Origin of the sequence: Streptomyces sp. NPDC058086 (assembly GCF_042885015.1) — a bacterium.
In the GTDB taxonomy this organism is placed as follows: Bacteria; Actinomycetota; Actinomycetes; order Streptomycetales; family Streptomycetaceae; genus Streptomyces.
Map to the genome: position 1 here is coordinate 1 of NZ_JBHVST010000085.1, position 25775 is coordinate 25775.

19 protein-coding genes are annotated in these 25775 nt (G+C 70.4%); 7 read left to right on the plus strand and 12 right to left on the minus strand.

All coding sequences use genetic code 11. The features are described from left to right. Positions 1 to 1197: alkaline phosphatase family protein (locus tag ACFVWD_RS42305; protein ID WP_389603252.1), on the plus strand; the 1197-nt coding region annotated here is incomplete at its 5' end. A gap of 488 nt (positions 1198 to 1685) precedes the next feature. Here ACFVWD_RS42305 and ACFVWD_RS42310 read toward each other — a convergent pair. Further along, positions 1686 to 2735 carry a LacI family DNA-binding transcriptional regulator gene (locus ACFVWD_RS42310; protein ID WP_067370505.1) on the minus strand — a complete coding sequence of 350 codons (1050 nt, stop codon included), beginning with the start codon at positions 2733 to 2735 and terminating at the stop codon, positions 1686 to 1688. A gap of 278 nt (positions 2736 to 3013) precedes the next feature. Here ACFVWD_RS42310 and ACFVWD_RS42315 point away from each other — a divergent pair, with 278 nt between their 5' ends. Genes ACFVWD_RS42315 through ACFVWD_RS42325 form a run of 3 tightly spaced genes read left to right on the plus strand, consistent with a single transcriptional unit; the run spans position 3014 to position 6143 of the window. Beyond that, positions 3014 to 4165 (plus strand): Gfo/Idh/MocA family protein, encoded by a 1152-nt coding sequence (locus tag ACFVWD_RS42315; protein WP_389603253.1) that lies wholly within the window; start codon positions 3014 to 3016, stop codon positions 4163 to 4165. After that, a complete protein-coding gene (locus ACFVWD_RS42320; protein ID WP_389603254.1) occupies positions 4162 to 5316 on the plus strand; it encodes a dihydrodipicolinate synthase family protein in 1155 nt (384 codons plus the stop codon). The genes ACFVWD_RS42315 and ACFVWD_RS42320 overlap by 4 nt, the downstream gene beginning before the upstream one ends. Continuing rightward, positions 5313 to 6143 (plus strand): sugar phosphate isomerase/epimerase family protein, encoded by an 831-nt coding sequence (locus ACFVWD_RS42325; RefSeq protein ID WP_389603255.1) that lies wholly within the window; start codon positions 5313 to 5315, stop codon positions 6141 to 6143. Before ACFVWD_RS42320 ends, ACFVWD_RS42325 begins: the two co-directional genes overlap by 4 nt. Before the next feature lie 18 nt (positions 6144 to 6161). Here the strand turns inward: ACFVWD_RS42325 and ACFVWD_RS42330 are convergent, their stop codons facing one another. From ACFVWD_RS42330 to ACFVWD_RS42360, 7 genes are all read right to left on the minus strand, one after another. Continuing rightward, positions 6162 to 6548 carry a DUF937 domain-containing protein gene (locus ACFVWD_RS42330; protein ID WP_389603256.1) on the minus strand — a complete coding sequence of 129 codons (387 nt, stop codon included), beginning with the start codon at positions 6546 to 6548 and terminating at the stop codon, positions 6162 to 6164. A 226-nt stretch (positions 6549 to 6774) separates the two neighbouring features. After that, complete coding sequence (gene rbsD / locus ACFVWD_RS42335; RefSeq protein WP_168508783.1) at positions 6775 to 7164, minus strand: D-ribose pyranase; 390 nt, start codon at positions 7162 to 7164, stop codon at positions 6775 to 6777. Further along, the gene (locus tag ACFVWD_RS42340; protein ID WP_389603257.1) at positions 7161 to 8069 is read right to left on the minus strand and encodes a ribokinase; all 909 of its coding nucleotides are present in this window, start codon (positions 8067 to 8069) and stop codon (positions 7161 to 7163) included. The genes rbsD and ACFVWD_RS42340 overlap by 4 nt, the downstream gene beginning before the upstream one ends. 112 nt (positions 8070 to 8181) lie before the next feature. After that, positions 8182 to 10131, minus strand: a complete 1950-nt coding sequence (locus ACFVWD_RS42345) for a substrate-binding domain-containing protein (protein ID WP_389603258.1) — start codon at positions 10129 to 10131, stop codon at positions 8182 to 8184. Continuing rightward, on the minus strand, positions 10121 to 11665 hold the full coding sequence (locus tag ACFVWD_RS42350; protein WP_389603259.1) for a sugar ABC transporter ATP-binding protein: 1545 nt from the start codon (positions 11663 to 11665) through the stop codon (positions 10121 to 10123). Before ACFVWD_RS42350 ends, ACFVWD_RS42345 begins: the two co-directional genes overlap by 11 nt. Then, positions 11662 to 12696: a LacI family DNA-binding transcriptional regulator gene (locus ACFVWD_RS42355; RefSeq protein WP_389603260.1), complete on the minus strand. Its 1035-nt coding sequence runs from the start codon at positions 12694 to 12696 to the stop codon at positions 11662 to 11664. The genes ACFVWD_RS42350 and ACFVWD_RS42355 overlap by 4 nt, the downstream gene beginning before the upstream one ends. A gap of 225 nt (positions 12697 to 12921) precedes the next feature. Beyond that, on the minus strand, positions 12922 to 13653 hold the full coding sequence (locus ACFVWD_RS42360; RefSeq protein WP_389603261.1) for an SDR family oxidoreductase: 732 nt from the start codon (positions 13651 to 13653) through the stop codon (positions 12922 to 12924). Positions 13654 to 13986: 333 nt separating this feature from the next. Here ACFVWD_RS42360 and ACFVWD_RS42365 point away from each other — a divergent pair, with 333 nt between their 5' ends. Together ACFVWD_RS42365 and ACFVWD_RS42370 are read left to right on the plus strand one after the other, a co-directional pair. Continuing rightward, positions 13987 to 16251 carry an ATP-dependent RecD-like DNA helicase gene (locus tag ACFVWD_RS42365; protein WP_389603282.1) on the plus strand — a complete coding sequence of 755 codons (2265 nt, stop codon included), beginning with the start codon at positions 13987 to 13989 and terminating at the stop codon, positions 16249 to 16251. Positions 16252 to 16612: 361 nt separating this feature from the next. After that, positions 16613 to 17902, plus strand: coding sequence for a citrate synthase (locus ACFVWD_RS42370; RefSeq protein WP_067370471.1), 1290 nt, complete (start codon positions 16613 to 16615; stop codon positions 17900 to 17902). Positions 17903 to 18483: 581 nt separating this feature from the next. Here ACFVWD_RS42370 and ACFVWD_RS42375 read toward each other — a convergent pair. From ACFVWD_RS42375 to ACFVWD_RS42390, 4 genes are all read right to left on the minus strand, one after another. Next, positions 18484 to 20769: a heavy metal translocating P-type ATPase gene (locus ACFVWD_RS42375; protein ID WP_389603262.1), complete on the minus strand. Its 2286-nt coding sequence runs from the start codon at positions 20767 to 20769 to the stop codon at positions 18484 to 18486. A gap of 183 nt (positions 20770 to 20952) precedes the next feature. Further along, a complete protein-coding gene (locus ACFVWD_RS42380; RefSeq protein ID WP_389603263.1) occupies positions 20953 to 21192 on the minus strand; it encodes a heavy-metal-associated domain-containing protein in 240 nt (79 codons plus the stop codon). A 64-nt stretch (positions 21193 to 21256) separates the two neighbouring features. After that, entirely contained in the window at positions 21257 to 22207 is a 951-nt protein-coding gene (locus ACFVWD_RS42385) for a PrsW family glutamic-type intramembrane protease (protein WP_389603264.1), read from the minus strand. A 177-nt stretch (positions 22208 to 22384) separates the two neighbouring features. After that, positions 22385 to 23008, minus strand: coding sequence for a TetR family transcriptional regulator (locus tag ACFVWD_RS42390; RefSeq protein WP_389603283.1), 624 nt, complete (start codon positions 23006 to 23008; stop codon positions 22385 to 22387). 311 nt (positions 23009 to 23319) lie between these two features. Between ACFVWD_RS42390 and ACFVWD_RS42395 the strand changes: the two genes are divergently transcribed. After that, a complete protein-coding gene (locus ACFVWD_RS42395; protein ID WP_389603265.1) occupies positions 23320 to 25770 on the plus strand; it encodes an MMPL family transporter in 2451 nt (816 codons plus the stop codon). The last annotated feature ends 5 nt before the right edge of the window (positions 25771 to 25775 follow it).

Consider the following 25775-nt stretch of genomic DNA (forward strand, 5'->3'; position numbering starts at 1 on the left):
GCGCTGAAGCTCGACGACGGCCGGTCGGTCTTCTACCAGCCCGACGCCGTGAACCCGAAGGGGTATCTGCTCCCCTTCCACCTCGACACCCACACGTCCAGCGCCCAGGCGATCCCGTCCACCAGCCACGCGTGGGCGGTGCAGCACGAGGCGTGGAACGGCGGGAAGATGGACCGCTGGCTGCCGGCGCACCACAAGGCGGACGGGGCCAACGGGCCGTACGTGATGGGCTACTACACCCGCGAGGACATCCCGTTCCAGTTCGCGCTGGCGGAGACGTTCACCGTCTGCGACCACTACTTCTGCTCGGTGTTCGGACCGACCTGGCCCAACCGGCTGTACTGGATGACGGGCACGATCGACCCGGGCGGCACGCAGGGCGGGCCGGTCCTCGTCAACAAGGCGCCGACGCCGTACCGGTGGACGACGTACGCGGAGCGGCTGCAGGCGGCAGGGGTCAGCTGGAAGGTGTACCAGCAGGACGACGACTACGGCTGCAATATGCTGGAGCAGTTCGCGAGCTTCCGCTCGGCGGCGCCGGGGTCCGACCTGTACGAGCGTGGTGTGCGTCCGCAGCCGGAGGGCACGTTCGAGGACGACGCGCGCAACGACCGGCTGCCGGCCGTGTCGTGGATCATGCCGACGAGCTTCCAGTCCGAGCACCCGGACTACCTGCCCGCCGCGGGCGCCGATTTCGTCGCGTCGAAGATCGAGGCGATCGCCTCCAACCCGAAGGTGTGGCGGAAGACCGCGTTCATTCTGAACTACGACGAGAACGACGGCCTGTTCGACCACGTTCCGCCGCCGACGCCTCCGGCCGGAACCGCGGACGAGTTCGTGCAGGGGCTGCCCATCGGAGGCGGCTTCCGAGTCCCCGCGATCATCGTCTCGCCCTGGACGGTGGGGGGTTGGGTGGCCTCGGAGGCCTTCGACCACACCTCGGCGCTGCAGTTCCTGGAGCGCTTCACGGGGGTCGAGGAGCCCAACGTCAGTGACTGGCGGCGGTCGGCGTTCGGTGACCTCACGTCGGCGTTCCGCTTCTCGCACGGGCGTCCGCGTCCGCCGCGGCTGCCCGATGACACGGCGGAGCAGCTGGAGAAGGCGAAGGAGGAGGTCGCGACCCTTCCGAAGCCGACGCTGCCCGGTGCCGACCAGTCGTTCCCCCATCAGGAGAAGGGGCACCGTCCGCACGTGTGATCGCGGGCCCGGTGGGTGGGTCGGGGCCGTGCCGGTACGTCGAGCCCGTCGCCGCCGGATCAGACGTGGACCGGGCAAGCGAGCCGCTGCTCGATCCGAACGTAAGCGACGCGCTTGCGACGCACCGCCACGGCCCCTTCCGTGCGTCACTCGGCTGAGGGCGAGTGGGACTGGCACGGTCCCTTCCGTACGTGGTTCGGCTGCGGGCCCGGTGAGGTCCGGCCGCCCGGTTCCCCGCGCCCCCAAGGCGGGGCTTCGCCTCGCATGCCCCGGCCGCCCGGCGTTCGAGGACGAGGACGAGGCCGAGGCCGATGGGGCGCCGGGGCGCCGGGGCACTGGGGCACTGGGGCGCAGCCCCGTGCCCCAGGGGCGCGGGGAACTGCGCGCCAAGCCCCCACCGGCCCGCAGCCGACACACCCCCCGGGGGGTCTGGGGGCGGAGCCCCCGGGGACGGGACGGGTGGGGGCGGCGGGGGCGAAAACCCCCGTTCAGGCCCGCGGCACCCCCGTAGACCCCCGCACCATCAATTCCCCCCGCACCGTCGCGATCCCGCCCGGCGGCGGCTCCTCGCGGCCCATCGCGATGCGGCCGGCCCGGGCCCCCGCCTCCGACAGCGGCAACCGCACCGTCGTCAGCGCGGGTACCGCGTCGATGCTGAAGGGGAGGTCGTCGAAGCCGGCGACGGACACGTCGTCGGGGATACGCAGGCCCGCCTCGCGCAGCGCGGCGCACGCGCCGAGGGCGACGGTGTCGTTGGCGGCGACGACAGCCGTCAACGACGGGTCGCGGCGCAGGAGTTCGAGCGTCGCCTCGTAGCCGGCGCGACGGTCGTAGCGTCCGTGCACCGTGCGGCGCGGATCGTCCTCGATGTCGTGCGCGGCCAGCGCGGCGCGGTGCCCCTCCAGGCGGTGCCGGGTCGTCGTCCGCTCCTCGGGGCCCGCGATGTAGCCGAGCCGGCGGTGGCCGAGCCCGATCAGGTGCTCGGTGAGCTGCTGGCCGCCGCCCCGGTTGTCGAAGGTGAGCGCGATCGCCTCGGGGGCGTCGGGCGCGGGCGGCCGTCCGCACAGGACCACCTGGGTCCCCGCGTCCCCGAGCTTGCGCAGCTTCGCCGCGACCGCCGCCGCGTGCGGCGCGTCCTCGACGGCACCGCCCGTCAGGACGACGGCGGCGGCGCGCTGGCGCTGAAGGAGCGTGAGGTAGGTCAGCTCACGCTCCGGGGAGCCGCCGGTGTTGCACACGACCCCGAGCCGTTCGCCGCCCGCACGCCCCCCGGGGCCGCCGATCTCCGACTGGATCGCGGCCGCCATGATCCCGAAGAAGGGGTCGGCGATGTCGTTCACCAGGATGCCGACCAGGTCGGAGGTGGCGGCGGCCAGCGAACTCGCGGGCCCGTTCAGTACGTAGTCCAGGTCGTCCACCGCGCGCAGCACCCGCTCGCGCGTGGACGCCGCGACGGGATAGTTCCCGTTCAGCACCCGGGACACGGTCGCGGGCGAGACCTGCGCCCGCGCCGCCACGTCCGCCAGGGTCACGGTCATCTCGTCGTCCTCCGGTCACGCATCTCGTAGCACCTCATCGTGCTTCTCGTGCTCGCTGTGCTCTTTGGCCTGCCGTACCCGTCGTGCTCGTAGTGCTCCATCCGACCGTGCTCACGCCCCCTACGTCCAGCCGTCCGGACGGTCGAACATCTCGTCGTCCGTATGGTCTTGTCCAATCGGCTCGACAGAGGCTAACTTCTTCTTGAGTAGAAAGCGCTTGCTGTCACGTTCACCAGTGGGGCGTACGCGGCGCGGAACCCGCGTACGAAGGGAATCTCGTGACACGCAAGACGGTGCGAATCGCCATGAACGGCGTGACGGGGCGCATGGGCTACCGCCAGCACCTCGTCCGCTCGATTCTCGCCCTGCGCGACCAGGGCGGCCTCGACCTCGGCGACGGCACGGTGCTGTGGCCCGAGCCGGTCCTCGTCGGCCGCCGCGAGCACGCGCTGAAGGCGCTCGCCGAGCAGCACGGCCTGGAGCACTGGTCGACGGACGTGGACGAGGTCCTCGCCGACCCGACCGTGGACCTCTACTTCGACGCCCAGGTGACTTCCGCCCGCGAGGAGGCCATCAAGAAGGCCATCGCCGCGGGCAAGCACATCTACACCGAGAAGCCCACCGCCACCGGCCTCGACGGCGCCCTGGAGCTGGCCCGCCTCGCCCACGAGAAGGGCATCAAGCACGGGGTCGTGCAGGACAAGCTCTTCCTCCCGGGGCTGCTGAAACTCAAGCGGCTCATCGACGGGGGCTTCTTCGGACGGATTCTTTCCATCCGCGGAGAGTTCGGGTATTGGGTCTTCGAGGGCGACTGGCAGAGCGCCCAGCGGCCCTCCTGGAACTATCGCGCGGAGGACGGCGGCGGCATCGTCGTCGACATGTTCCCGCACTGGGAGTACGTGCTGCACGAGCTGTTCGGCCGGGTCACCTCCGTCCAGGCGCTCACCGCCACCCACATCCCGCAGCGCTGGGACGAGCAGGACAAGCCGTACGACGCCACCGCCGACGACGCCGCGTACGGCGTCTTCGAGCTGGAGGGTGGCGCCATCGCCCAGATCAACTCGTCCTGGGCGGTGCGCGTCAACCGCGACGAGCTGGTCGAGTTCCAGGTCGACGGGACGGAGGGGTCGGCCGTCGCCGGGCTGCGAAACTGCCGCGTCCAGCACCGGTCCGCCACTCCCAAGCCGGTCTGGAACCCGGACATCCCGGCCACCTACTCCTTCCGCGACCAGTGGCAGGAGATCCCCGACAACGCCGAGTTCGACAACGGCTTCAAGGCGCAGTGGGAGCTGTTCCTGCGGCATGTGTACGCCGACGCCCCCTACCACTGGGACCTCCTCGCCGGCGCCCGCGGCGTCCAGCTCGCCGAACTGGGGCTGAGGTCCTCGGCCGAGGGCCGCCGACTCGACGTGCCGGAGATCTCGCTGTGACCATTCGACTGCCGGATCCGAACGGCGCGTTGAGGGCTTATGAGCCGCGTGCCACCCCGCTCGCCCTCGCCACCGGCGCGCCCTTCAGCTCCCGTACGGTCTTCTCGGCCGCGCATGTCGTCGCCGACCCGTTCGCGGACGTCTCGCCCGACTCGGCCGCCGCCGTCGACTGGGACGCCACCCTCGCGTTCCGCCGCCACCTGTGGTCCCACGGGCTCGGCGTCGCCGAGGCGATGGACACCGCGCAGCGTGGGATGGGCCTCGACTGGGCGGGCGCGGCGGAACTCATCCGCCGGTCGGCGGCGGAGGCGAAGGCGGTCGGGGGCCGTATCGCGTGCGGTGTCGGCACCGATCAGCTCACCGGGCCGGCCTTGCTGCCGGAGGTGCGCACGGCGTACGAGGAGCAGCTCGCCCTCGTCGAGGAGTCGGGGGCGCAGGCCATCCTCATGGCCTCCCGGGCGCTGGCGGCGACCGCGAAGGGGCCCGAGGACTACCTGGAGGTCTACGGGCATCTGCTCCGCCAGGCGTCCGAGCCAGTGATCCTGCACTGGCTCGGCCCCATGTTCGACCCGGCCCTTGAGGGCTACTGGGGGTCGGGCGACCTGGACGCGGCGACGGACGTCTTCCTGGAGGTCATCGCGGCCCACCCGGACAAGGTCGACGGCATCAAGGTCTCCCTCCTCGACGCCCGGCGCGAGGTCGACCTGCGCCGCCGCCTGCCGCAGGGCGTCCGCTGCTACACGGGTGACGACTTCAACTACCCCGAGCTGATCGCGGGCGACGAGCAGGGCTTCAGCCACGCCCTGCTCGGCATCTTCGATCCGCTGGGTCCGCTCGCGGCGGAGGCGGTACGGGTGCTCGACACCGGAGATGTGAAGGGCTTCCGTGAGCTTCTCGACCCCACCGTCGAGCTCTCCCGCCATCTCTTCGAGGCGCCGACCCGGTTCTACAAGACGGGCGTCGTCCTGCTGGCGTGGCTGGCCGGGCACCAGGAGCACTTCACCATGGTCGGCGGGCTCCAGTCGGCCCGCTCGCTGCCGCACTTCGCGCGGGCGTACGAGCTGGCGGACACCCTGGGCCTGTTCCCGCACCCGGAGCTCGCCGAGGCCCGGATGAAGACCCTGCTGGCGCTGTACGGAGTGACCTCATGAGCAGTCTCGCCCGCTTCTCCATCAACCAGATGACGGTCAAGCAACTGTCGATGCCCGAACTGGTCGAGTCCTGCATCGAGCTGGGGATCCCGGGCGTCGGACTCTGGCGTGAACCCGTCCAGTCGTACGGCCTCGACGCCACCGCCAAACTCGTCCGCGACGCCGGTCTGGCCGTCACCACGCTCTGCCGCGGCGGCTTCTTCACGGCGATCGACCCGCGAGAGCGGACGCGAGCGCTCGTCGACAACCGTGCGGCCGTCGACGAGGCCGCGACCCTCGGCACCGACACCCTGGTTCTGGTCTCCGGGGGGCTGCCGGCCGGCTCGAAGGATCTGCACGGCGCGCGGGAGCGGATCGCCGACGCGCTGGGGGAGCTGGGCCCGTACGCCGCCGAGCGGGGCGTACGGCTGGCCATCGAGCCCCTGCACCCCATGTACGCCGCGGACCGTTGTGTGGTGTCCACCCTCGCCCAGGCCCTGGATCTCGCGGAACGCTTCCCCGCGGACCAGGTGGGCGTCACCGTCGACACGTACCACATCTGGTGGGACGACACGGCTCCCGCGCAGATCGCCCGCGCGGGCGCCGGCGGCCGTATCCACACCTTCCAGCTCGCGGACTGGACGACTCCGTTGCCCGAGGGCGTCCTCAACGGCCGCGGTCAGATCGGCGACGGTTCGATCGACATGCGGGAGTGGCGGGGGTACGTCGAGGCGGCGGGATATTCCGGGCCGATCGAGGTCGAGCTCTTCAACGACGGGTTGTGGGCGCGCGACGGGCGGGAGGTGCTGGCCGAGACGGCGGCACGGTTCGTGGAGCACGCCGGGTAGCCGGTCGGCGGGCCGCCGTCACTTCTTGCGTGCCGCCCGCTTGCTGAGGACCGTCAGTACGACCGGGACGAGCATCTCGATGACACGGGTGACCGTGGCCGCCGGGATGCCCGTCTTCTTGGCGACGGCGTTCGCGACCGGCTTGCTCACCTTGGCCAGCACCCCGGCCATGAGGCCGCCGGTGGCGAACCCGCCCAGCGTGGAAACGCCCTGGAGCGGGGCCTCCTCCTCGGGCGCCGCCGCGGCCTCCTCCTGTACGGGGCCGGCGAGTGCCGAGACCGTGGTCCCGACCACTTCCTGGGCGCCCGCCGTGTCGGTCCCCAGCAGCCCCGCGATCTCCTGGAGCTTGTCGTCGCCCAGTTCACCGAGCACGTCGTCCTCGAAGGAGGAAGCGGATTCACTCATGCCGGAAAGCATCCCGAAAAAATCTCGGAAGGCCGTGCAACCCTTCCCCCACACCGCGTGTCGTACTTGGCATCAGGACTTCTGGAGGGGGATCCGGGGGGATCGCGGGGGTTCTGATGTCGGAGGGGAAAACCGAGGGGCCTGGTCGACGGACCGGGCCCCTCGAAGCGTGTCGGACACCGTGCCGAACCTGTCGGACACCGCGCCGAACCTGTCGGGCGTCGGGTCAGAAGAACACCCCGCACCGCAGCAGCACATTCGCGTAAGGCCGCGCCTCTCCCGTGCGGACGATCAGCTTCGCGCCCGCCGACAGTGACTTCAGTTCCTCGTGGGAGACCGTCGACAGCGTGGGGAAACGGGCGTCCAGCAGGGCCGTCGCCTCCGGGTTCGCCCCGCGGACCTCGCGCGCGGCCGTGGCGCCCTCCACCACGAGTTCCTCCAGCAGCCCGTCGAGCACCTCGGCGAAGGACGGCACCCCGGCCCGGAAGGCCAGGTCCACGACGCGCGGACCGGCGGGGATGGGCATCCCGGCATCGCAGACGAGCACCCCGTCCCCGTGGCCCAGCTCGGCCAGCGCGCCCGACAGATGGCGGTTCAGGATTCCGGCCTTCTTCATGGCGACGCGACCTCTTCGGCCTCTTCGGCCGTTGGGAAGGACTCCTGCGCGCCGGCGCGGGTGACCGCCGCCGCACCGACGCGGGCGGCGTACGCGGCCGCCTCGGCGAGCGGCTCGTCGAGCCCCAGCCGCCACGCCAGTGCCGCCGTGAACGCGTCCCCCGCGCCCGTCGTGTCCACCGTCTCCACCTTCACCGACGGCACCCGCGCGGCGCCCTCGGCGGAAGCCACCAGCGCGCCCCGCGCGCCCAGCGTGATCACCACCGAGCGCGGGCCGAGGGCGAGCAGGGCGGACGCCCAGTCCTCCGGGGAGTCCCCGAGATCCGTGCCGACGATCACCCGCGCCTCGTGCTCGTTCACGATCAGCGGATCGCAGGCCGCGAGCACCTCGGCGGGCAGTGCGCGCGGCGGCGACGGGTTCAGTACGAATCGGCTGCCGGGAGCGAGATTCCGTACGACCTCCACGACCGTCTCCAACGGGATCTCCAGCTGTGCCGAGACCACCCGGGAGGTCGCCAGGAGGTTTCCGGCGGACTGTACGTCCTCGGGTGTGAGGCGGCCGTTGGCACCCGGCGAGACCACGATGCTGTTGTCCCCGGAGGGATCCACCGTGATCAGCGCCACCCCGGTCGGCGCTCCGCCGACGAGCACGCCCGCCGTGTCGACCCCGGCCGCCCGCTGCGAGTCGAGCAGCAGCCGCCCGTGCGCGTCGTCGCCGACCCGCGCCAGCAGCGCCGTACGGGCTCCGAGGCGGGCGGCGGCGACCGCCTGGTTGGCGCCCTTGCCGCCGGGGTGGACGACGAGGTCGGAGCCGAGCACCGTCTCGCCGGCCGCGGGCCGCCGCTCGACCCCGATCACCAGGTCGGCGTTGGCCGATCCCACGACCAGCAGGTCGTAGTCGTACATGAACTTTCTCCCTATGAAGGTGAGTCATGAAGGTGAGTCGAAGCAACAGGGCGAGCCGCCCGGCGGCGTGCGGAGGTCGTCCGCGGCGCGCTTTCCGGGCGGCCCGCTCAGGTCATCCGCCGAAGCCGGCCACATTCTCCTTCGTTACCACCTTCACCGGCACCATCACCGTCTTCTCGACCTTCTTGCCCTCGGCGGCGTTCAGCGCGTTCTCCACCGCGATCCGGCCGAGTTCCGTCGGCTGCTGGGCCACGGACGCGTACATCGTGCCGTCCTTGACCGCCTTCAGGCCGTCCGGTTCGCCGTCGAAGCCGATGACCGAGACCGACGTGCCGGCCTTGGAGCCGAGCGCCTTGATCGCGCCGAGCGCCATCTCGTCGTTCTCGGCGAAGACGCCCTGGATGTCGGGGTGCGCCTGAAGCAGGTTCGTCATCACGTCGAGGCCCTTGGTGCGGTCGAAGTCCGCGGGCTGCCGGGCGACGACCTCGATGCCCGGGTAGGCCTTCAGACCCTCGGCGAAGCCCGCGCCGCGCTCACGGCTCGCGGACGTTCCGGCCAGACCCTGAAGGATCACGATCTTGCCCTTGCCGCCCAGCTTCTCGGCCATCGCCTTGGCGCCGAGCTTGCCGCCCGCGATGTTGTCGGAGGCGACCAGCGCGGCCGTGTCGGCCTTGTTCACGCCCCGGTCCACGCCGACGACGGGGATGCCTGCCTTGTTCGCGGAGCGGACCGCCGGGCCCGCCGCGTCCGAGTCCACCGGATTGACGATGATCGAGCCGAGACCCGAACTGGTGAAGTTCTGGAGCTGGTTGGCCTGCTGCGAGGCGTCGTTCTGCGCGTCCGTGACCGTCAGGTCCACGCCGAGCTTCTTCGCCTCCTGCTGGGCACCCGACTTGATCTGCACGAAGAACGGGTTGTTCAGGGTGGAGAGGGACAGGCCCACCTTCTTCGTCGCCGACGAGGAGCCGTTGTGCAGGAAGGACATCGCACCGACGACGGCCGCCGCGACCACGGCCGCGATGATGTACGTCGCCGCCTGCTTGCCCCTGCCGCCCGGCGCACCCGCCCCGGCGGCCACCGGAGTCGCCCCGGCCTTGCGCCGCACCGTGTCCAGCAGCACCGCCAGCGCGATCACGACGCCGATGACGACCTGCTGCCAGAAGGCGGAGACGGAGAGCAGGTTCAGACCGTTGCGGAGCACCGCGAGGATCAGGGCGCCGATCAGCGTGCCGGACGCCTTGCCGGTGCCGCCCGCCAGGGAGGCGCCGCCGATGACGACCGCGGCGATCGCGTCCAGCTCGTAGCCCTGCGCGGCCTGCGGCTGCGCCGAGGACAGGCGGGAGGCGAGCACGATGCCCGCGGCGGCCGCGAAGAGACCCGACAGCGCGTAGATCGCGAGCTTCTGCCTCTTCACCCGCAGGCCCGAGAGGCGCGCGGCCTCCTCGTTGCCGCCGATCGCGTACATGGAGCGGCCGATGTACGTACGGCCCAGGATCAGGGCAGTGATCAGGCCCATGACGACCATCACCAGGACGGGGACCGGCAGCCAGCCGCCGAGGGTGTCACCGAGGTGCGAGACAGATTCGGGGAAGGCGATCGGCGAGCCCTGCGAGATCACCAGGGACAGTCCGCGGCCCACCGACAGCATGGCGAGCGTCGCGATGAACGGCGGCAGCTTCCCGTAGGAGATCAGGACGCCGTTGACCAGGCCGCACGCTATGCCGGTCGCGACCGCGAGGATCACCGCTATCCAGACCGGGACGCCCTCCGATGTCGCCATCCAGGCGAGGACGGTGGCGGACAGCGCGGCGACCGAGCCGACCGACAGGTCGATGCCCGCCGAGACGATCACGAAGGTCACACCGAAGGCGAGGATGGCGGTCACGGCCGCCTGGACGCCGATGTTGAGCAGGTTGTCCGTCGTCAGGAAGTCGCCGGACAGCGCCGACATCGCGATGACGAGGGCGATGAGCGCGGTGAGCGCCCCGTTGTCGAGCAGAAGGCGGCGGACCGCCGAGGCGCCACTCGCGCCCGTAGTGCTCTTGAGCGTGTCAGTGGCCACGGGAGCCCTCCACAGCGGTAACAGAGTTGGTGGTCGGTGTGCTGACGGCGAGTGCCATCACGGAGTCCTGGGTCGCCTCGTCGGCGGACAGTTCGCCCGCGATCCGGCCCTGGGCCATCACCAGCACCCGGTCGCTCATGCCGAGCACCTCGGGCAGATCGCTGGAGATCATCAGTACGGCCGCGCCGGCGGCCGTCAGTTCGTTGACGAGCTGGTAGATCTCGACCTTGGCGCCGACGTCGATGCCACGGGTCGGCTCGTCGAGGATCAGCACCTTGGTGTCGGCCAGCAGCCACTTGCCGATGACGACCTTCTGCTGGTTGCCGCCGGAGAGGGTGCGCACGTGCTGGCCGAGACCGGCCATCCGGACGCCGAGCTGCTCGGCGATCCGCGCGGCGGCCTCCCGCTGGCCCTTGAGGTCGACGAGCCCGCCATGGGTCGCCGCCCGCATGGTGACCAGGCCGAGGTTCTCCTCGACAGAGGCGTCCAGGAGCAGCCCCTGGCCCTTGCGGTCCTCGGGGATGAGCCCGATCCCGGCCGCCATCGCCGCGTTCACGTCGTGCCGCCGCAGCTCGGAACCGGCGACCTTGACGGCCCCCTTGTCGTACGGATCGGCCCCGAAGACCGCTCGTACGACCTCCGTACGCCCGGCCCCCACGAGCCCCGCGATACCTACGACCTCACCGGCCCGCACCTCGAAACTCACGTCGTGGAAGACCCCGTCACGGGTCAGCCCCTCGACGGTCAGCAGGGCGGCCCCGGAGCCGTCGTCACCAGTGGCCCGCACGCGTGGATACTGCTGCTCGATCGACCGCCCCACCATGAGCTGTACGAGCTCGTCCTCGGTGGTGGAGGCCGGGACCTGCCCGACGCTCTTGCCGTCCCGGATGACGGTGACCCGGTCCCCCAGGGCGGCGATCTCCTCCAAGTGGTGCGTGATGAAGACGATGCCGACACCGTCCTCGCGCAGCTGGCGCACGATGGCGAAGAGTTTTTCGACCTCTTCGGAGGTGAGCACCGCGGTCGGCTCGTCCATGATCAGAACGCGGGCGTTCAGGCTCAGCGCCTTCGCGATCTCGACCATCTGGAGACGTGCGATACCGAGTTCACGCACCCGCGCGCGCGGGGAGACGCTGACCCCGACCCGCTCCAGCAGTTCGGCGGCCTCGGCCTCCATCGTCTTCCGGTCGATCAACCCGTAGCGGCGCGGCTGCCGCCCCAGGAAGATGTTCTCGGCGACCGTCAGATCGGGAACGAGGTTGAACTCCTGGTAGATGGTCGCGATCCCGAGGCGCTCGGAGTCCTGCGCACCGTGGATGCGCACCTCCTCGCCGTCGACGAGGACGCGCCCGGAGTCGGGCTGGTAGGCGCCCGAGAGCATCTTGATGAGCGTGCTCTTGCCGGCACCGTTCTCGCCGAGCAGCACATGCACCTCGCCGCGGCGCAGATCGAAGTCGACGCTGTCGAGCGCGACCACGCCGGGGAAGGTCTTTCGGATGCCCTCGATGCGCAGCAACTCGTCCTGGTTGCTCACGACTTACTCCTGTTCGTTACGGGGGAGTGCGGGGTGGGGGCAGGTTCGCCGCACGAGCGGCGGACGACGAGATGGGCGGTGAGGGTGACCGACTGCGGGGGGCGGCCCTCGATCCGGTCGACGAGCGCGCGTACGGCGGCCCGCCCCAGCTCGCCGGTCGGCTGGGCGACCGCGGTGATCGGCGGATCGGTGTGCACGAACCACGGGATGTCGTCGAACGCCGCGAGCGCGATGTCCTCGGGAACCCGCAGCCCGCGCGCGCGGACCGCGTCCAGCGCGCCGAGCGCCATCAGGTTGTCGGCGGCGAAGACGACCTCGGGCGGTTCGGGCAGGTCGAGGAAGCCCTCGGTGACCCGCCGTCCGCTCTCGGCCTGGAAGTCGCCCTGGCCTATGTAGGTGTCCGGGAGCGGCAGCCCGTGCTCGGCCATGGCCTCCCGGAAGGCCTCGACGCGCTCGCTGCCGGTGGTGGTCGCCGCGGGTCCCGCGATGATCGCGAGCCGGCGGTGTCCGAGCGCGTGCAGATGCGCCACGAGATCCCGGACCGCCGTCCGGCCGTCCGCCCGTACGACGGGCACGTCCACGCCCGGGATCCAGCGGTCCACGAAGACCATGGGTGTCCCCGCTCGCGCGGCGTCCAGCATTCCGGGGGAGCCGCCGTCGGCGGGGGAGACGAGCAGTCCGTCGATCCGCCGGTCCAGCAGGGTCCGTACGTGGTGGTCCTGGAGGTCCGGCCGTTCGTCGGCGTTGCCGATGATCACGCTGTAGCCGAGGGCGCGGGCCTCCTCCTCGACGGAGCGGGCCAGCTCGGTGAAGTACGGGTTGAGCACGTCGCTGATGACCAGGCCGAGGGTGCGGGTCTGGTCGGTGCGCAGGGAGCGGGCGACGGCGTTCGGGCGGTAGCCCAGGGTCTGTACTGCGGCCAGCACGCGGGTGCGTGCGTCTTCGCTGACCGACGGATGATCGTTCAGGACGCGCGAGACCGTGGCGACGGATACGCCGGCCTCGGCGGCAACGTCCTTGATGCTCGCCATCGCCGCTCCACCTCCTCGTGGAATCGATTACACGGAGGATTGGAATCGATTACACGAGCATTAATCAAGACCTCAACCACATGCCGAGATCGGATCGTGATGAACGGCGCTCGGATGAGCGGAGTGAGGTGGGGGCGGGGCAGGGGGTGGGGCAGGGGGTGGGGCAAGGGGTGGGGCAAGGGGTGGAGCACCCGCCCCTTGCGGATCGCGGGTGCTCCTGTGGGGCTACTTCAGCCAGTCGGTGTAGTGGGTGGGGGCGATGCGGGCGCCCTTCTTGGTGGTGAGGACGTCGCCGTGGACCGCGGCGAACATGCCGGCGGTGTCGTCGACGGTCACCGAGCGCTCGTCGCCCTTGAAGGTGAGGGTGATCCGGCCCAGTTCGTCCAGCGTGTAGGTGTCGGGCCCGCCGACGTCGAGGGTGCCGCTCAGGGGTGATCCGGCCGCGACCTCGGCGACGGTGGCCGCGACGTCCGCCGCGGCGATCGGCTGGATGGGGGTGCGGGGCAGGCGGACGGTGCCGGCGTCGGCGGTCCAGGACAGGACGGCGTCGACGAACTCCATGAACTGGGTGGCGCGGACGATGGAGTACGGGACGGGGCCGGCCTTGAGGATGTCTTCCTGGAGAGCCTTGGCGCGGTAGTAGTCGAGCTCCGGCACCTGGTCGGTGCCGACGATGGACAGGATGACGAAGTGTCCGACGCCCGTCCGCTGGGCCGCGGCCAGGAGGTTGTCCATCGAGGTCCGGAAGAACACGGCGGAGGCGTCGTCGAAGGTGGGGGAGTTGGTCAGGTTGACGACCACGTCGGCGCCGGCCAGCGCCGCGTCCAGGCCCTGACCTGTGAGGACGTCGACCCCGGTGGACAGTGAGTGCGCCACCGCCTCGTGTCCGGCCGCGTTCAGGTCCCGCACGACCTGCGACCCGATCAGCCCGGTCCCGCCGATGACTGCGAACTTCATGAGACGTCCTGCCCTTCTCTCGTTGACACTCGTCGGACATTGTTCGTTATGGATCTTATGTACCTTTAGGGCGCTTCATTCGTCGACTCGGACATTCGCTGTCGGGCCCGGTCCGGCCTCTCCCGGGCCATGGCCGCCGCCGAGACCGTCCGGCGGGACGCCCTGCGCTCCGTCTCCGTGGCCGACCTGGGACGCGACGTCGGCTCCGACTACGGCCCCGGCGCACTGGCCGCCATCAGCGGTTGGCTGAACGGGAGCGAGGCGCAGGTCCGCCCGCCCGCCGCTGTCCGCCGCGGCGCCCCGGCTGTCAGTCGTCACAGGTACCTTCGGATCATGTCCAATCAGGCGGGGAACCGGCAGGTGCAACTGGCGGTCGTCGAGGGCGTGCTCGAGCGGATCACGTACGCCAACGAGGAGAACGGGTACACGGTCGCGAGGGTGGACACCGGCCGCGGCGCCGGCGATCTGCTCACCGTCGTGGGCGCACTCCTCGGCGCCCAGGTGGGCGAGTCGCTCCGGATGGAGGGCCGTTGGGGCTCCCACCCGCAGTACGGCAAGCAGTTCACGGTGGAGAACTACACGACCGTCCTGCCCGCCACCGTCCAGGGCATCCGCCGCTACCTCGGCTCCGGCCTGGTCAAGGGCATCGGCCCGATCTTCGCCGACCGCATCACCCGGCACTTCGGGCTGGACACGCTCCAGATCATCGAGGAGGAGCCGAAGCGCCTCATCGAGGTCCCCGGCCTCGGCCCCAAGCGCACCAAGAAGATCGCCGACGCCTGGGAGGAGCAGAAGGCGATCAAGGAGGTCATGCTCTTCCTCCAGACCGTCGAGGTGTCGACGTCGATCGCGGTGCGCATCTACAAGAAGTACGGCGACGCGTCGATCTCGGTCGTCAAGAACTGGCCCTACCGCCTGGCCGCCGACGTCTGGGGCATCGGCTTCCTCACCGCCGACAAGATCGCCCAGTCCGTCGGCATCCCGCACGACAGCCCCGAGCGCGTCAAGGCGGGCCTGCAGTACGCCCTGTCGCAGTCCGCCGACCAGGGCCACTGCTTCCTCCCCGAGGAGCAGCTGATCGCCGACGCGGTGAAGCTGCTCCAGGTGGACACGGGCCTGGTCATCGAATGCCTGGCGGAACTGGCGGAGCCGGCCGAGGACGAGGACGAACCCGGTGGCGTACGGGAGCCGGGCGTCGTACGCGAGAAGGTCCCCGGTCCCGACGGCGGCCCGGACACCGTCACGGCCGTCTACCTGGTCCCCTTCCACCGCGCCGAACTCTCGCTCTCCGCACAGCTGTTGCGCCTCCTGCGCACCACCGAGGACCGGATGCCCGGTTTTCACGACGTGGCCTGGGACAAGGCACTGACCTGGCTGAAGGGGCGTACGGGCGCGGAGTTGGCGCCCGGTCAGGAGGAGGCTGTCCGGCTGGCGCTCACCAAGAAGGTCGCGGTGCTCACCGGAGGCCCCGGCTGCGGCAAGTCGTTCACGGTCCGCTCGATCGTGGAGCTGGCGCGCGCCAAGCGGGCGAAGGTCGTGCTCGCGGCGCCGACGGGCCGTGCCGCCAAGCGACTCGCCGAGCTGACCGGAGCGGACGCCTCCACCGTGCACCGGCTCCTGGAGCTCAAGCCGGGCGGGGACGCGGCGTACGACAAGGACCGGCCGCTGGACGCCGACCTGGTGGTCGTGGACGAGGCCTCCATGCTCGACCTCCTCCTCGCCAACAAGCTGGTCAAGGCGGTGCCGCCGGGCGCCCACCTGCTGTTCGTCGGGGACGTCGACCAACTTCCCAGCGTCGGCGCGGGCGAGGTCCTGCGCGACCTGCTCGCCGACCGGAGCCCCATCCCCTCCGTCCGTCTGACCCAGGTCTTCCGCCAGGCCCAGCAGTCCGGAGTGGTGACGAACGCGCACCGGATCAACTCCGGGCAGCACCCCGTCACCGACGGCATGAAGGACTTCTTCCTCTTCGTCGAGGACGAGACCGAGGAGGCCGGGCGGCTCACCGTGGATGTGGCGGCACGGCGGATTCCGGCCAGGTTCGGGCTCGACCCGCGCCGGGACATCCAGGTGCTGGCGCCCATGCACCGCGGCCCGGCGGGCGCGGGCACCCTCAACGGCCTGTTGCAGCAGGCGATTACGCCCGGCCGCCCCGACCTGCCCGAAAAACGCTTCGGCGGCAGGGTCTTCCGGGTCGGCGACAAGGTGACCCAAATTCGCAACAACTACGAAAAAGGGGAGAACGGCGTCTTCAACGGCACCGTGGGCGTGGTCACCTCACTCGACTCCGAGGAGCAGCGTCTGACGGTGCTGACGGACGAGGACGAGGAGGTCCCCTACGACTTCGACGAACTCGACGAGCTGGCCCACGCGTACGCGGTGACGATCCACCGCTCCCAGGGCAGTGAGTACCCCGCGGTGGTGATCCCGGTCACCACCGGCGCGTGGATGATGCTCCAGCGCAATCTGCTCTACACGGCGGTCACCCGGGCCAAGAAGCTCGTCGTCCTGGTCGGCTCCCGCAAGGCGATCGGCCAGGCGGTCCGCACGGTGTCGGCGGGCCGCCGCCACACATCCCTCGATCACCGCCTCACCGCGTGACGGCCCAGCCCTCGAACACCGGGCGCCCCAAGGCTCTTAGGGGGGCGGGGAACCGTGCGACCGGCCCCACCCACCCGCAGCCGAAATGACGCCCCACGGGGTCCGGGGCGGAACCCCGTGGGGATGGGAGACCCACCCCCACCCCAGGCATCACAAAAAATGATCGATCAAACGAGTCGCAAAGGTCACACAGCACTTCCGGAACCAGGGCGAAGGGGGGCAGGATGAGAAGGTTGGCGGCACTGAGTGCCGCCAATAGGCCCAATGGTCGACCCCGAGTGCACTCTCCAGGGCCAAATGGGGGATGGTAGAGACAGTCAGGGCACCTCGAAGAAGAGGCACAACGTCGGTGAGGGATGACGTGAGCGACAACTCTGTAGTACTGCGGTACGGCGATGGCGAGTACACCTACCCGGTGATCGACAGCACCGTCGGCGACAAGGGCTTCGACATCGGGAAGCTCCGCGCCCAGACCGGGCTGGTGACGCTGGACAGCGGGTACGGCAACACCGCCGCGTATAAATCCGCGATCACCTACCTCGACGGTGAGCAGGGCATCCTCCGGTACCGCGGCTACCCGATCGAACAGCTGGCCGAGCGCTCTACCTTCCTTGAGGTGGCCTCTCTGCTGATCAACGGCGAGCTGCCGAACGTGGACGAGCTCTCCACCTTCAAGAACGAGATCACGCAGCACACCCTGCTGCACGAGGACGTCAAGCGCTTCTTCCAGGGCTTCCCGCGCGACGCCCACCCGATGGCGATGCTGTCGTCGGTGGTCAGTGCCCTGTCGACGTTCTACCAGGACAGCCACAACCCGTTCGACGAGAAGCAGCGTCACCTTTCGACGATCCGCCTTCTTGCCAAGCTTCCGACGATCGCGGCGTACGCCTACAAGAAGTCGATCGGTCACCCCTTCGTCTACCCGCGCAACGACCTCGGGTACGTCGAGAACTTCCTGCGCATGACCTTCTCGGTCCCCGCCCAGGACTACGAGCTCGACCCGGTCGTCGTCGCCGCGCTCGACAAGCTGCTCATCCTGCACGCCGACCACGAGCAGAACTGTTCGACCTCCACCGTGCGCCTGGTGGGCTCGTCGCAGGCGAACATGTTCGCGTCGATCTCCGCCGGCATCAGCGCGCTGTGGGGTCCCCTGCACGGTGGTGCCAACCAGTCCGTGCTGGAGATGCTGGAGGGCATCCAGGCCTCCGGCGGCGACGTCGACTCCTTCATCCGCAAGGTGAAGAACAAGGAGGACGGCGTCCGTCTGATGGGCTTCGGCCACCGCGTCTACAAGAACTTCGACCCCCGGGCGAAGATCATCAAGGCGGCGGCGCACGACGTCCTCTCGGCACTCGGCAAGTCCGACGAGCTGCTGGACATCGCGCTCAAGCTGGAGGAGCACGCGCTTTCCGACGACTACTTCGTCTCGCGCAGCCTCTACCCGAACGTGGACTTCTACACCGGTCTGATCTACCGCGCGATGGGCTTCCCGACCGAGATGTTCACGGTCCTGTTCGCCCTCGGCCGCCTCCCGGGCTGGATCGCCCAGTGGCACGAGATGATCAAGGAGCCCGGCTCCCGCATCGGCCGCCCGCGCCAGATCTACACGGGCGAGGTCCTGCGCGACTTCGTCCCGGTCGAGGCCCGCTAGGCGCAGGTCACTTACAAGAAAAACGGAAAGCGCCCTGCTACCGGTCCCCCCACGGGCCGGCAGTCAGGGCGCTTTCCTTGTCCCGGTGCGGATTCCCCCCACGGGATCCGGCCGGGCGTCTGTGGGACAGCGCCTGAATCGCTGCGAGCGTGCTTACGCCTTGCTCCCGGCCGGCCGGGCTGACCGGACCGGCCGTGAGCAAAACGAGCAAAACTCTCTGTACTACTGCGGTGCTCATGTACTGCTGGGGTGCGGTCTGCCGGGACCCGTACCGACGGGAGGGCCGCTCAAAGCTCCCCGCTGCACGCGCCCCGGCAACGCAGTTCCGGGAACGTCCCCCAAGACATCCCCAGATGTCAGAGACGCCCCCCAAGACGTCTCCGGCATCGCCAACTTAGACTCACGAACCCCTTCGATGGTTACGTTCGCATCACTGTGATCTGCGTCTCTTGCGTATGTCCTGAAGATACGCAAGAGCCCTGATATGGCAATCGGGGCCCAAGCGTAAGGAAGATGCGCGAGCCTTGTGAAGAGCTTATGTGAGGCTCCCGTTGGACTCTAGGGGGACTCTTACTCCGTCGTCATGAGAATGTCCTGAGTCGAAGGCTGTTCGTCACCACGAACACCGACGAGAAGGCCATCGCGGCCCCCGCGATCATCGGGTTGAGGAGTCCGGCCGCGGCGAGCGGCAGTGCCGCCACGTTGTATCCGAACGCCCAGACCAGGTTCCCCTTGATCGTGGAGAGGGTCTTGCGCGACAGTCGGATCGCGTCCGCGGCCACCCGCAGATCCCCCCGGACCAGCGTCAGGTCGCTCGCCTCGATCGCCGCGTCCGTGCCCGTCCCCATTGCGAGGCCCAGGTCGGCGGTGGCGAGCGCCGCCGCGTCGTTCACCCCGTCACCGACCATCGCCACGGTCCGCCCCTCGCTCTGGAGGCGCCTGACGACGGCGACCTTGTCCTCGGGCAGCACCTCGGCGATCACCTCCCCGGGATCGATGCCGACGGCACGCGCCACGGACTGGGCGACCGCCCGGTTGTCCCCGGTGAGCAGGACCGGTGTGAGCCCCAGGCCGCGCAGCGCGCGCACCGCCTCGGCGCTGGTCTCCTTGATCGCGTCGGCGACGGTCAGGACACCGAGTGCCACCCCGTCCCGGGCGACCACGACGGCCGTACGTCCCTCCGCCTGTGCCTCGGCCTTGGCGCGGGCCAGCGCCTCCGGGAGCTCGCCTTCGTGGAGCCGCCCCACCTGGACGTCGTGACCCTCCACGCGTCCGCGTACGCCGAGCCCGGGGACGTTCTCGAAGTGCTCCACCGGGGGAAGGTCACCAGCCCGCTCCTGAGCGCCCGCGGCGATCGCCTGGGCCACCGGATGCTCGGAGGCGTGTTCCAGGGCGCCTGCGAGCCGCAGGAGCTCCTTCTCGTCGGTGTCGGCGACGACGTACACCTCCCGCAGTGTCATCCGTCCCGTCGTCACCGTGCCGGTCTTGTCCAGGACGACCGTGTCGACGCGGCGCGTGGACTCCAGGACCTCGGGGCCCTTGATGAGGATGCCGAGTTGCGCGCCGCGGCCGGTGCCGACCATCAGGGCGGTCGGGGTCGCGAGACCGAGGGCGCAGGGGCAGGCGATGATCAGCACCGCGACGGCCGCGGTGAAGGCGGCGGCCGTGTCGCCGGTGACGCCGAGCCACACCCCGAACGTGCCGAGCGCGATCACCAGCACCACCGGCACGAAGATCCCGGAGATCCGGTCGGCGAGGCGCTGCACCTCGGCCTTGCCGTTCTGCGCGTCCTCGACGAGCCGGGCCATCCGCGCGAGTTGGGTGTCGGCGCCGACCCGGGTCGCCTCGACGACGAGCCGTCCGCCGGCGTTCACGGTCGCGCCGGTGACGGCGGCACCCACCGTCACGTCCACCGGCACCGACTCGCCCGTCAGCATGGAGGCGTCGACGGCGGAGGAACCCTCCACCACCGTCCCGTCGGTGGCGATCTTCTCGCCGGGCCGCACGACGAAACGGTCGCCCGTCGCCAGCCGCGAGACCGGGATACGGACCTCACGGCCGTCCCGTAGCACCGCGACGTCCTTGGCCCCCAGCTCCATCAGCGCCCGCAGCGCGGCTCCGGCCCGCCGCTTGGAGCGGGCCTCCAGGTAGCGGCCGAGCAGGATGAACGCGACGACACCCGCGGCGACTTCGAGATAGATCGTCGACGACCCCTCCGTGCGCGAGACGGTGAGGTCGAAGCCGTGCCGCATGCCCGGCATGCCCGCGTGTCCCCAGAACAGCGCCCACAGGGACCAGCCGAACGCGGCGAGCGTGCCGACCGAGACGAGGGTGTCCATGGTGGCCGCGCCGTGACGCGCGTTGGTGGACGCGGCCCGGTGGAAGGGCAGTGCGCCCCAGACCACGACGGGTGCGGCGAGGGTCAGCGAGAGCCACTGCCAGTTGTCGAACTGCAGCGCCGGGACCATCGACATCAGGACGACGGGGAGGGCGAGCAGGGCCGAGACGACGAGCCGTTCGCGCAGGGAGGCGAGTTCGGGGTCCTCGTCGGCGGCGCCGGCGTCGGTGGCCCGTTCCGGCGTTTCGAGGCGTGGCGGCGGGGGTTCCTCGGCCGTGTATCCCGTCTTCACGACGGTGGCGACGAGGTCGGCGACCTGTACCCCCACCGGGTACGAGACCTTCGCCTTCTCCGTCGCGAAGTTGACCGTGGCGGTGACGCCGTCCATGCGGTTGAGCTTCTTCTCGACGCGGGCCGCGCAGGAGGCGCAGGTCATTCCGCCGATGGTGAGCTCCACCTCCGACGGCGCGGCTGTCGCGGTGGTCGGGGTCGTCACGGCTATGGCCGGCTCGGGTGCTGCGGTGGTCATGGTCGGGCTCCAGGGAATGAGCCGGGCCGTACGGATCCAGTATCAGCTGGTCGGTACGGCCCGGTATGGAGAGCTGCGTGAAGCGCTGGGTGGTGCGGGGTGGTACTGGTGATACAGGTGATGTGGGTGATACGGGGAACTGGAAGGCGCGGGGGAGCGACCGGTGAGTGCGAGGCCGGTGACTCAGGCCTGGACGGCGAGCTCGAAGCCCGCCTCGTCGACGGCGGCGCGCACGGCCTCCTCGTCGAGCGGCGCCGCGGAGACCACGGTCACCTCGCCGGTGGCGGCGACGGCCTTCACCGAGGTGACGCCGGGGATCTCGGAGATCTCACCGGAGACGGAGCCCTCACAGTGCCCGCAGCTCATTCCGCTCACCTGGTAGACGGTCGTGACGGAACCCGGGGTGTCGGTCTGCGCGGTCATGGCGTACTCCTCGTCGAGGCGTGTGAGGTTCGGGTGACTTGCTCAGGTACTCAACACTATACCCCTAGGGGGTATTTCTCCAAGCGAAGTCGCGGCGTGTCAGCGAACGCACCCAGCCGACCCCCGCGAGCGCGACGATGATCAGGCCGCCCACCGAGAACAGCGTGAAGAGATGTTTCTGCTCGTCGGTGGGCCCCTGTAGGTACCCCAGCCCGAACAGCGTCCGGTCGAGCCCCGTCGTGGTCAGCCGCGCGACCAGCCAGAGCGCGATGCCGTGTGTCGAGTCCCACAGGGCGTGCAGCAGCGACACGCCGACGTAGCTGCCCGCCACCGGGCCGGCGTACTGGAAGCGCCCTTGCGGGTTGCGGTACGTGAGCAGCACCGCTCCCGTGATCGCCGTCCACAGGCCGTGCCCGAAGGGGGTGAGGAGCCCGCGCAGGATCTCCGTCTCCAGCAGTGCGCGCAGATCCAGTCCCTTGAGGGAGACGGCGGCGTCGAACGCGTACCCCGCGCTCTCCAGCGCCGCGAAGCCGAAGCCGACGCTCGCGCCGAGCACGAGGCCGGCCCGCAGTCCCCGGAGTCGGGGGTGGCGGCGCAGGACGAACGCCAGCGCGGCCAGCTTCGCCGCCTCCTCGGTCAGTCCGACGCCGAGGCACCTCGACAGCGAGGGGTGGAGCAGGTGGTTCTCCATCACCGACGCGCCCAGTACCCCGAGGGTCCCGCCGGTCAGGAAGCAGCCGAGGATCACCTGGACGCCGAGGTCGCGGCCGTGGCGCTCGTACGCCCAGAGCGTGAAGACGACGGGTACCAGGAAGCTGCCGAGCAGGATCAGGGTCGGCAGCAGCGTGGTGTTTCTCGTCGTGTACGTGACGATCGCCGTCAGCGTCCAGAGCGCGAGCCCGCCGCCCAGGCAGCGTCGCCACAGTCCGGTGCGGATCTGGGGGTACGACGGCGGGGGCTGCTGGGGTCCGGGAATGCGGGCCCGGGGCGCGCCGGGCGGCTGATTCTGGGTCACGGCTTGCCCCTTGGGCTCGGTCTGATTTATCCGAACCTTATGGCAGATGTCCGCTATGTCGCAGTATGGGGTACTCCGCCGCGGCCGAGGCGTGGGCGGCCGTGCTCGACGGCCGGGTCGCCGTGTGCGGTCGGGGGGTTGGGTCGTGCGTGGTCATCGGGTTGGGGTCGTGCGTGGTCAGGGGGTTGGAGCCGTGAACTCCGCGGGGCCGGTGGTGAGGTCCGCCGGGGTGAGTGTCCTGTCGCGGATCAGCGGCTCCAGGTAGCGGAGCAGGACGTCCTTCAACTCTCGGATGTAGGCCTCGCGCTCGGCTCCCTCGTTCGAGAGGACCAGCTCCAGGCCGGCCTTGTAGATGCCCAGGCATACGTGCGCGATGCGCGTGACCTCGGTGGCGGACGCGTCGGTCATGAGGGAGGAGAGCAGTCCCTCTATCCGCGAGATCAGGGTCGCGTGCAGGGCGTCGTGCTCTTCGGCGATCCGGCCCGGGATGTCGGGGCCGTGCATCAGTGCGAAGAACACGGGGTGATCGCAGTTGAAGGCGATGAACCGGTCGACCGCGGCGCCCACGGCCTCCTCCAGCGGGGTCCTGGGGTCGACCGGGGCCAGTGCCTCGCCGTAGGTGTCGCGCATCTCGTGCATGAGCCGGTCGCCCAGCTCGATCGCGATGGCCTCTTTGTTCGGGAAGAACTGGTACAGCGTGCCCGGCGAGACGCCCGCCTCGCGGGCGATGGCGTTGGTGCTGGCGGCGGTGTAGCCGGTGGTGCAGAAGACGGAGGCGGCGGCCTCCAGCAGCTGGGCGATCCTGCGCTCGCCGCGGGCCTGCCGTCGGCGGGGGCGCTCGTCGACGGTCCGCGCGTCGGCGGTCTGCCTGTCGGCGGTCTGCGCGTCGGCGGTCCGCTGCGTCTCGGGCTTGTCGGGCACGAGTTATCCCCAGCTCTCCGAACGTGATTGACAAACACGAGCGGTCGCTCGCATTCTAGTGAAACGCGAGCGATCTCTCGTGTTTGCCATTCTATGGCAATGGTCGACCCCTGCTGCCTGCGCACACGACCGGATGGCCGGACGGACACCGCCGCGCGGACAGGGGGTCACGGTGAAGGGGACACCGCACGATGACCGAAGTCAACAGCGCGGATGACGACCACGGGAGCGCCGCGGGGCGCGGGAGGGGCGCGAGCGCCGACGCGAACGCGGGCGACGAACCGCGGGTGGGCGGAGGCCCGCCGGAGAGCGGAAGTCCGCCGGGGAAGAGCGGTCCGCGGGCGGGTGACGGCCGACGGGTGGGCGGTGGCCCGCGAACCGGTCGCGGTGCCCGGGTCGGAGGCTGGACCCGGTTCGTGACCGCGCGCCCCCGGCTCTCCCTGTTCGTCGCGCTGCTGCTCACCGCGCTCGCCGTGGTCGCCGGCAGCGGGGTCGCCGACCGGCTGGGCAGCGGCGGCTGGCAGGACCCGACCGCCGAGTCGACGTACGCGACCAAGGCGCTGGAGCGGGAGTTCCCCGCCTCGCAGCCCAATCTGCTGCTCCTGGTCGGCTCGGGGCGCGCCACGGTCGACGCTCCCTCGGTCGCGGCCGAGGCGAAGCGGCTCGCGGCGCGGCTCGCCGCCGAGCGGGGCGTCACGGGGGTCGGTTCGTACTGGGCGTCGGGCGCACCGGCGCTGAAGGCGAAGGACGGCCACGAGGCGCTGATCGCCGCGCGGATATCGGGCGACGAGAAGACGGCGAGCGAGACCCTGGACCGCCTGGCGCCCTTCTATCGAGGGACGCACGGGCCGGTCGAGGTCAGGGTCGGTGGCCCGGTCGCGGTCCAGCACGAGATGCAGACGACCATCCGCGAGGACCTGACCCGGGCCGAGATGATCGCCCTGCCGGTGACCCTCGTGCTGCTGGTGATGGTCTTCGGCAGCGCGATCGCGGCCCTGCTGCCGCTCGGCGTGGGCATCGTCGCGATCCTGGGCACGAACGCGGTACTGCGCGGCCTCACGGAGTTCACCGACGTCTCCGTCTTCGCGATGAACCTCACCACGGCCCTGGGACTCGGCCTCGCCATCGACTACGCCCTGTTCATCGTCCGCAGATTCCGCGAGGAACTGGCCAAGGGCGCCGCGCCCTCCCCGAGCTCTCCACCGGGTTCGAGCAGGGAAGACGCCATCACGGCCATCGCCACGACCCTGCGCACCGCGGGCCGCACGGTCCTCTTCTCCTCTCTGACGGTCGCCGTTTCCCTGGCCGCGATGCTGCTCTTCCCGCAGTACTTCCTGCGCTCCTTCGCCTACGCGGGCATCGCCGTGGTGCTGCTGGCCGCAGCCGCCGCTCTGGTTCTGCTCCCGGCGGCGCTGGTGCTGCTCGGCCACCGGGTGAACGCGCTGGATCTGCGCCGCCTGTTCCGGCGCGGCAGGCCGACGGCGAGCGCGGACGGGGCCGCCTGGGGACGCATGGCCTCCCTCGTCATGCGCAGGGCTCCGGTCTTCGCCGTCGCCACCACCGTCGGGCTGATCGTGCTCGGACTGCCCTTCCTGGGCGTGAAGTTCGGCACCGCGGACGACCGCCAGCTGCCCTCGGGTGCGGAGTCCCACGTCGTCCAGCAGCACATACGGGACGGCTTCCCGGGCAGCCCCGGTGGTGCCCTGGAGGTGCTCGCGGAGGGGCGGGCGAGCGAGGCCCAGTACACGGCCTACAAGGACCGGATCGCCGCACTGCCCGAGGTGCTGCGGGTGGACGGGCCCCTGGCGCAGGGTGACTCGGCCTACTTCACGGTGCTGCCGAAGGGCGAGGCCGTCGGCGACGGAGCCCAGCGGCTGGTGCGCGAACTGCGCGCGACACAGGCCCCGTTCGACACGGCGGTGACCGGCACGGCGGCGGTCCTGGTCGACTCCAAGCACGCGATAGCCGACCGGCTCCCCTGGGCCGCGGCCTTCATAGCGATCGTCACTCTGCTTCTGGTCTTCCTTCTCACCGGCAGCGTGCTGATCCCGATCCAGGCGGTGCTGCTCAACGCGCTCAGCCTGACGGCGATGTTCGGCGCGGTGGTCTGGGTCTTCCAGGACGGCCATCTGTCGGGCCTGCTCGGCTTCACCAGCCCGGGAACGATAGAGACGACGCTCCCCGTCCTCATGTTCTGCGTCGCCTTCGGCCTCTCCATGGACTACGGAGTCTTCCTGCTCTCCCGGATAAAGGAGGAGTACGACCACACGGGCGACCACCGGGAGGCGGTCCGCTTCGGCCTCCAGCGCACCGGCGGACTGATCACCGCGGCCGCGGTCATCCTCGCCGTGGTGATGGTCGCGATCGGCACCTCACGCGTGACCAACACCAAGATGCTCGGCCTGGGCATCGCGCTCGCCGTGCTGATGGACGCGATGGTCGTCCGCAGTCTGCTGGTCCCGGCGGTCATGCGCCTCACGGGCCGCGCGACCTGGTGGGCACCGGGGCCGCTGCGGCGCTTCCACGACCGGTTCGGACTGAGCGAGAGCGAGTCGGAGCCGGACAGCGCCTGGCAGGCGGACGACCAGGCGGACGATCGGGAGGACGATCGGGAGCGGGACAAGGTCGAGGCGCGCGGATAGCGTTC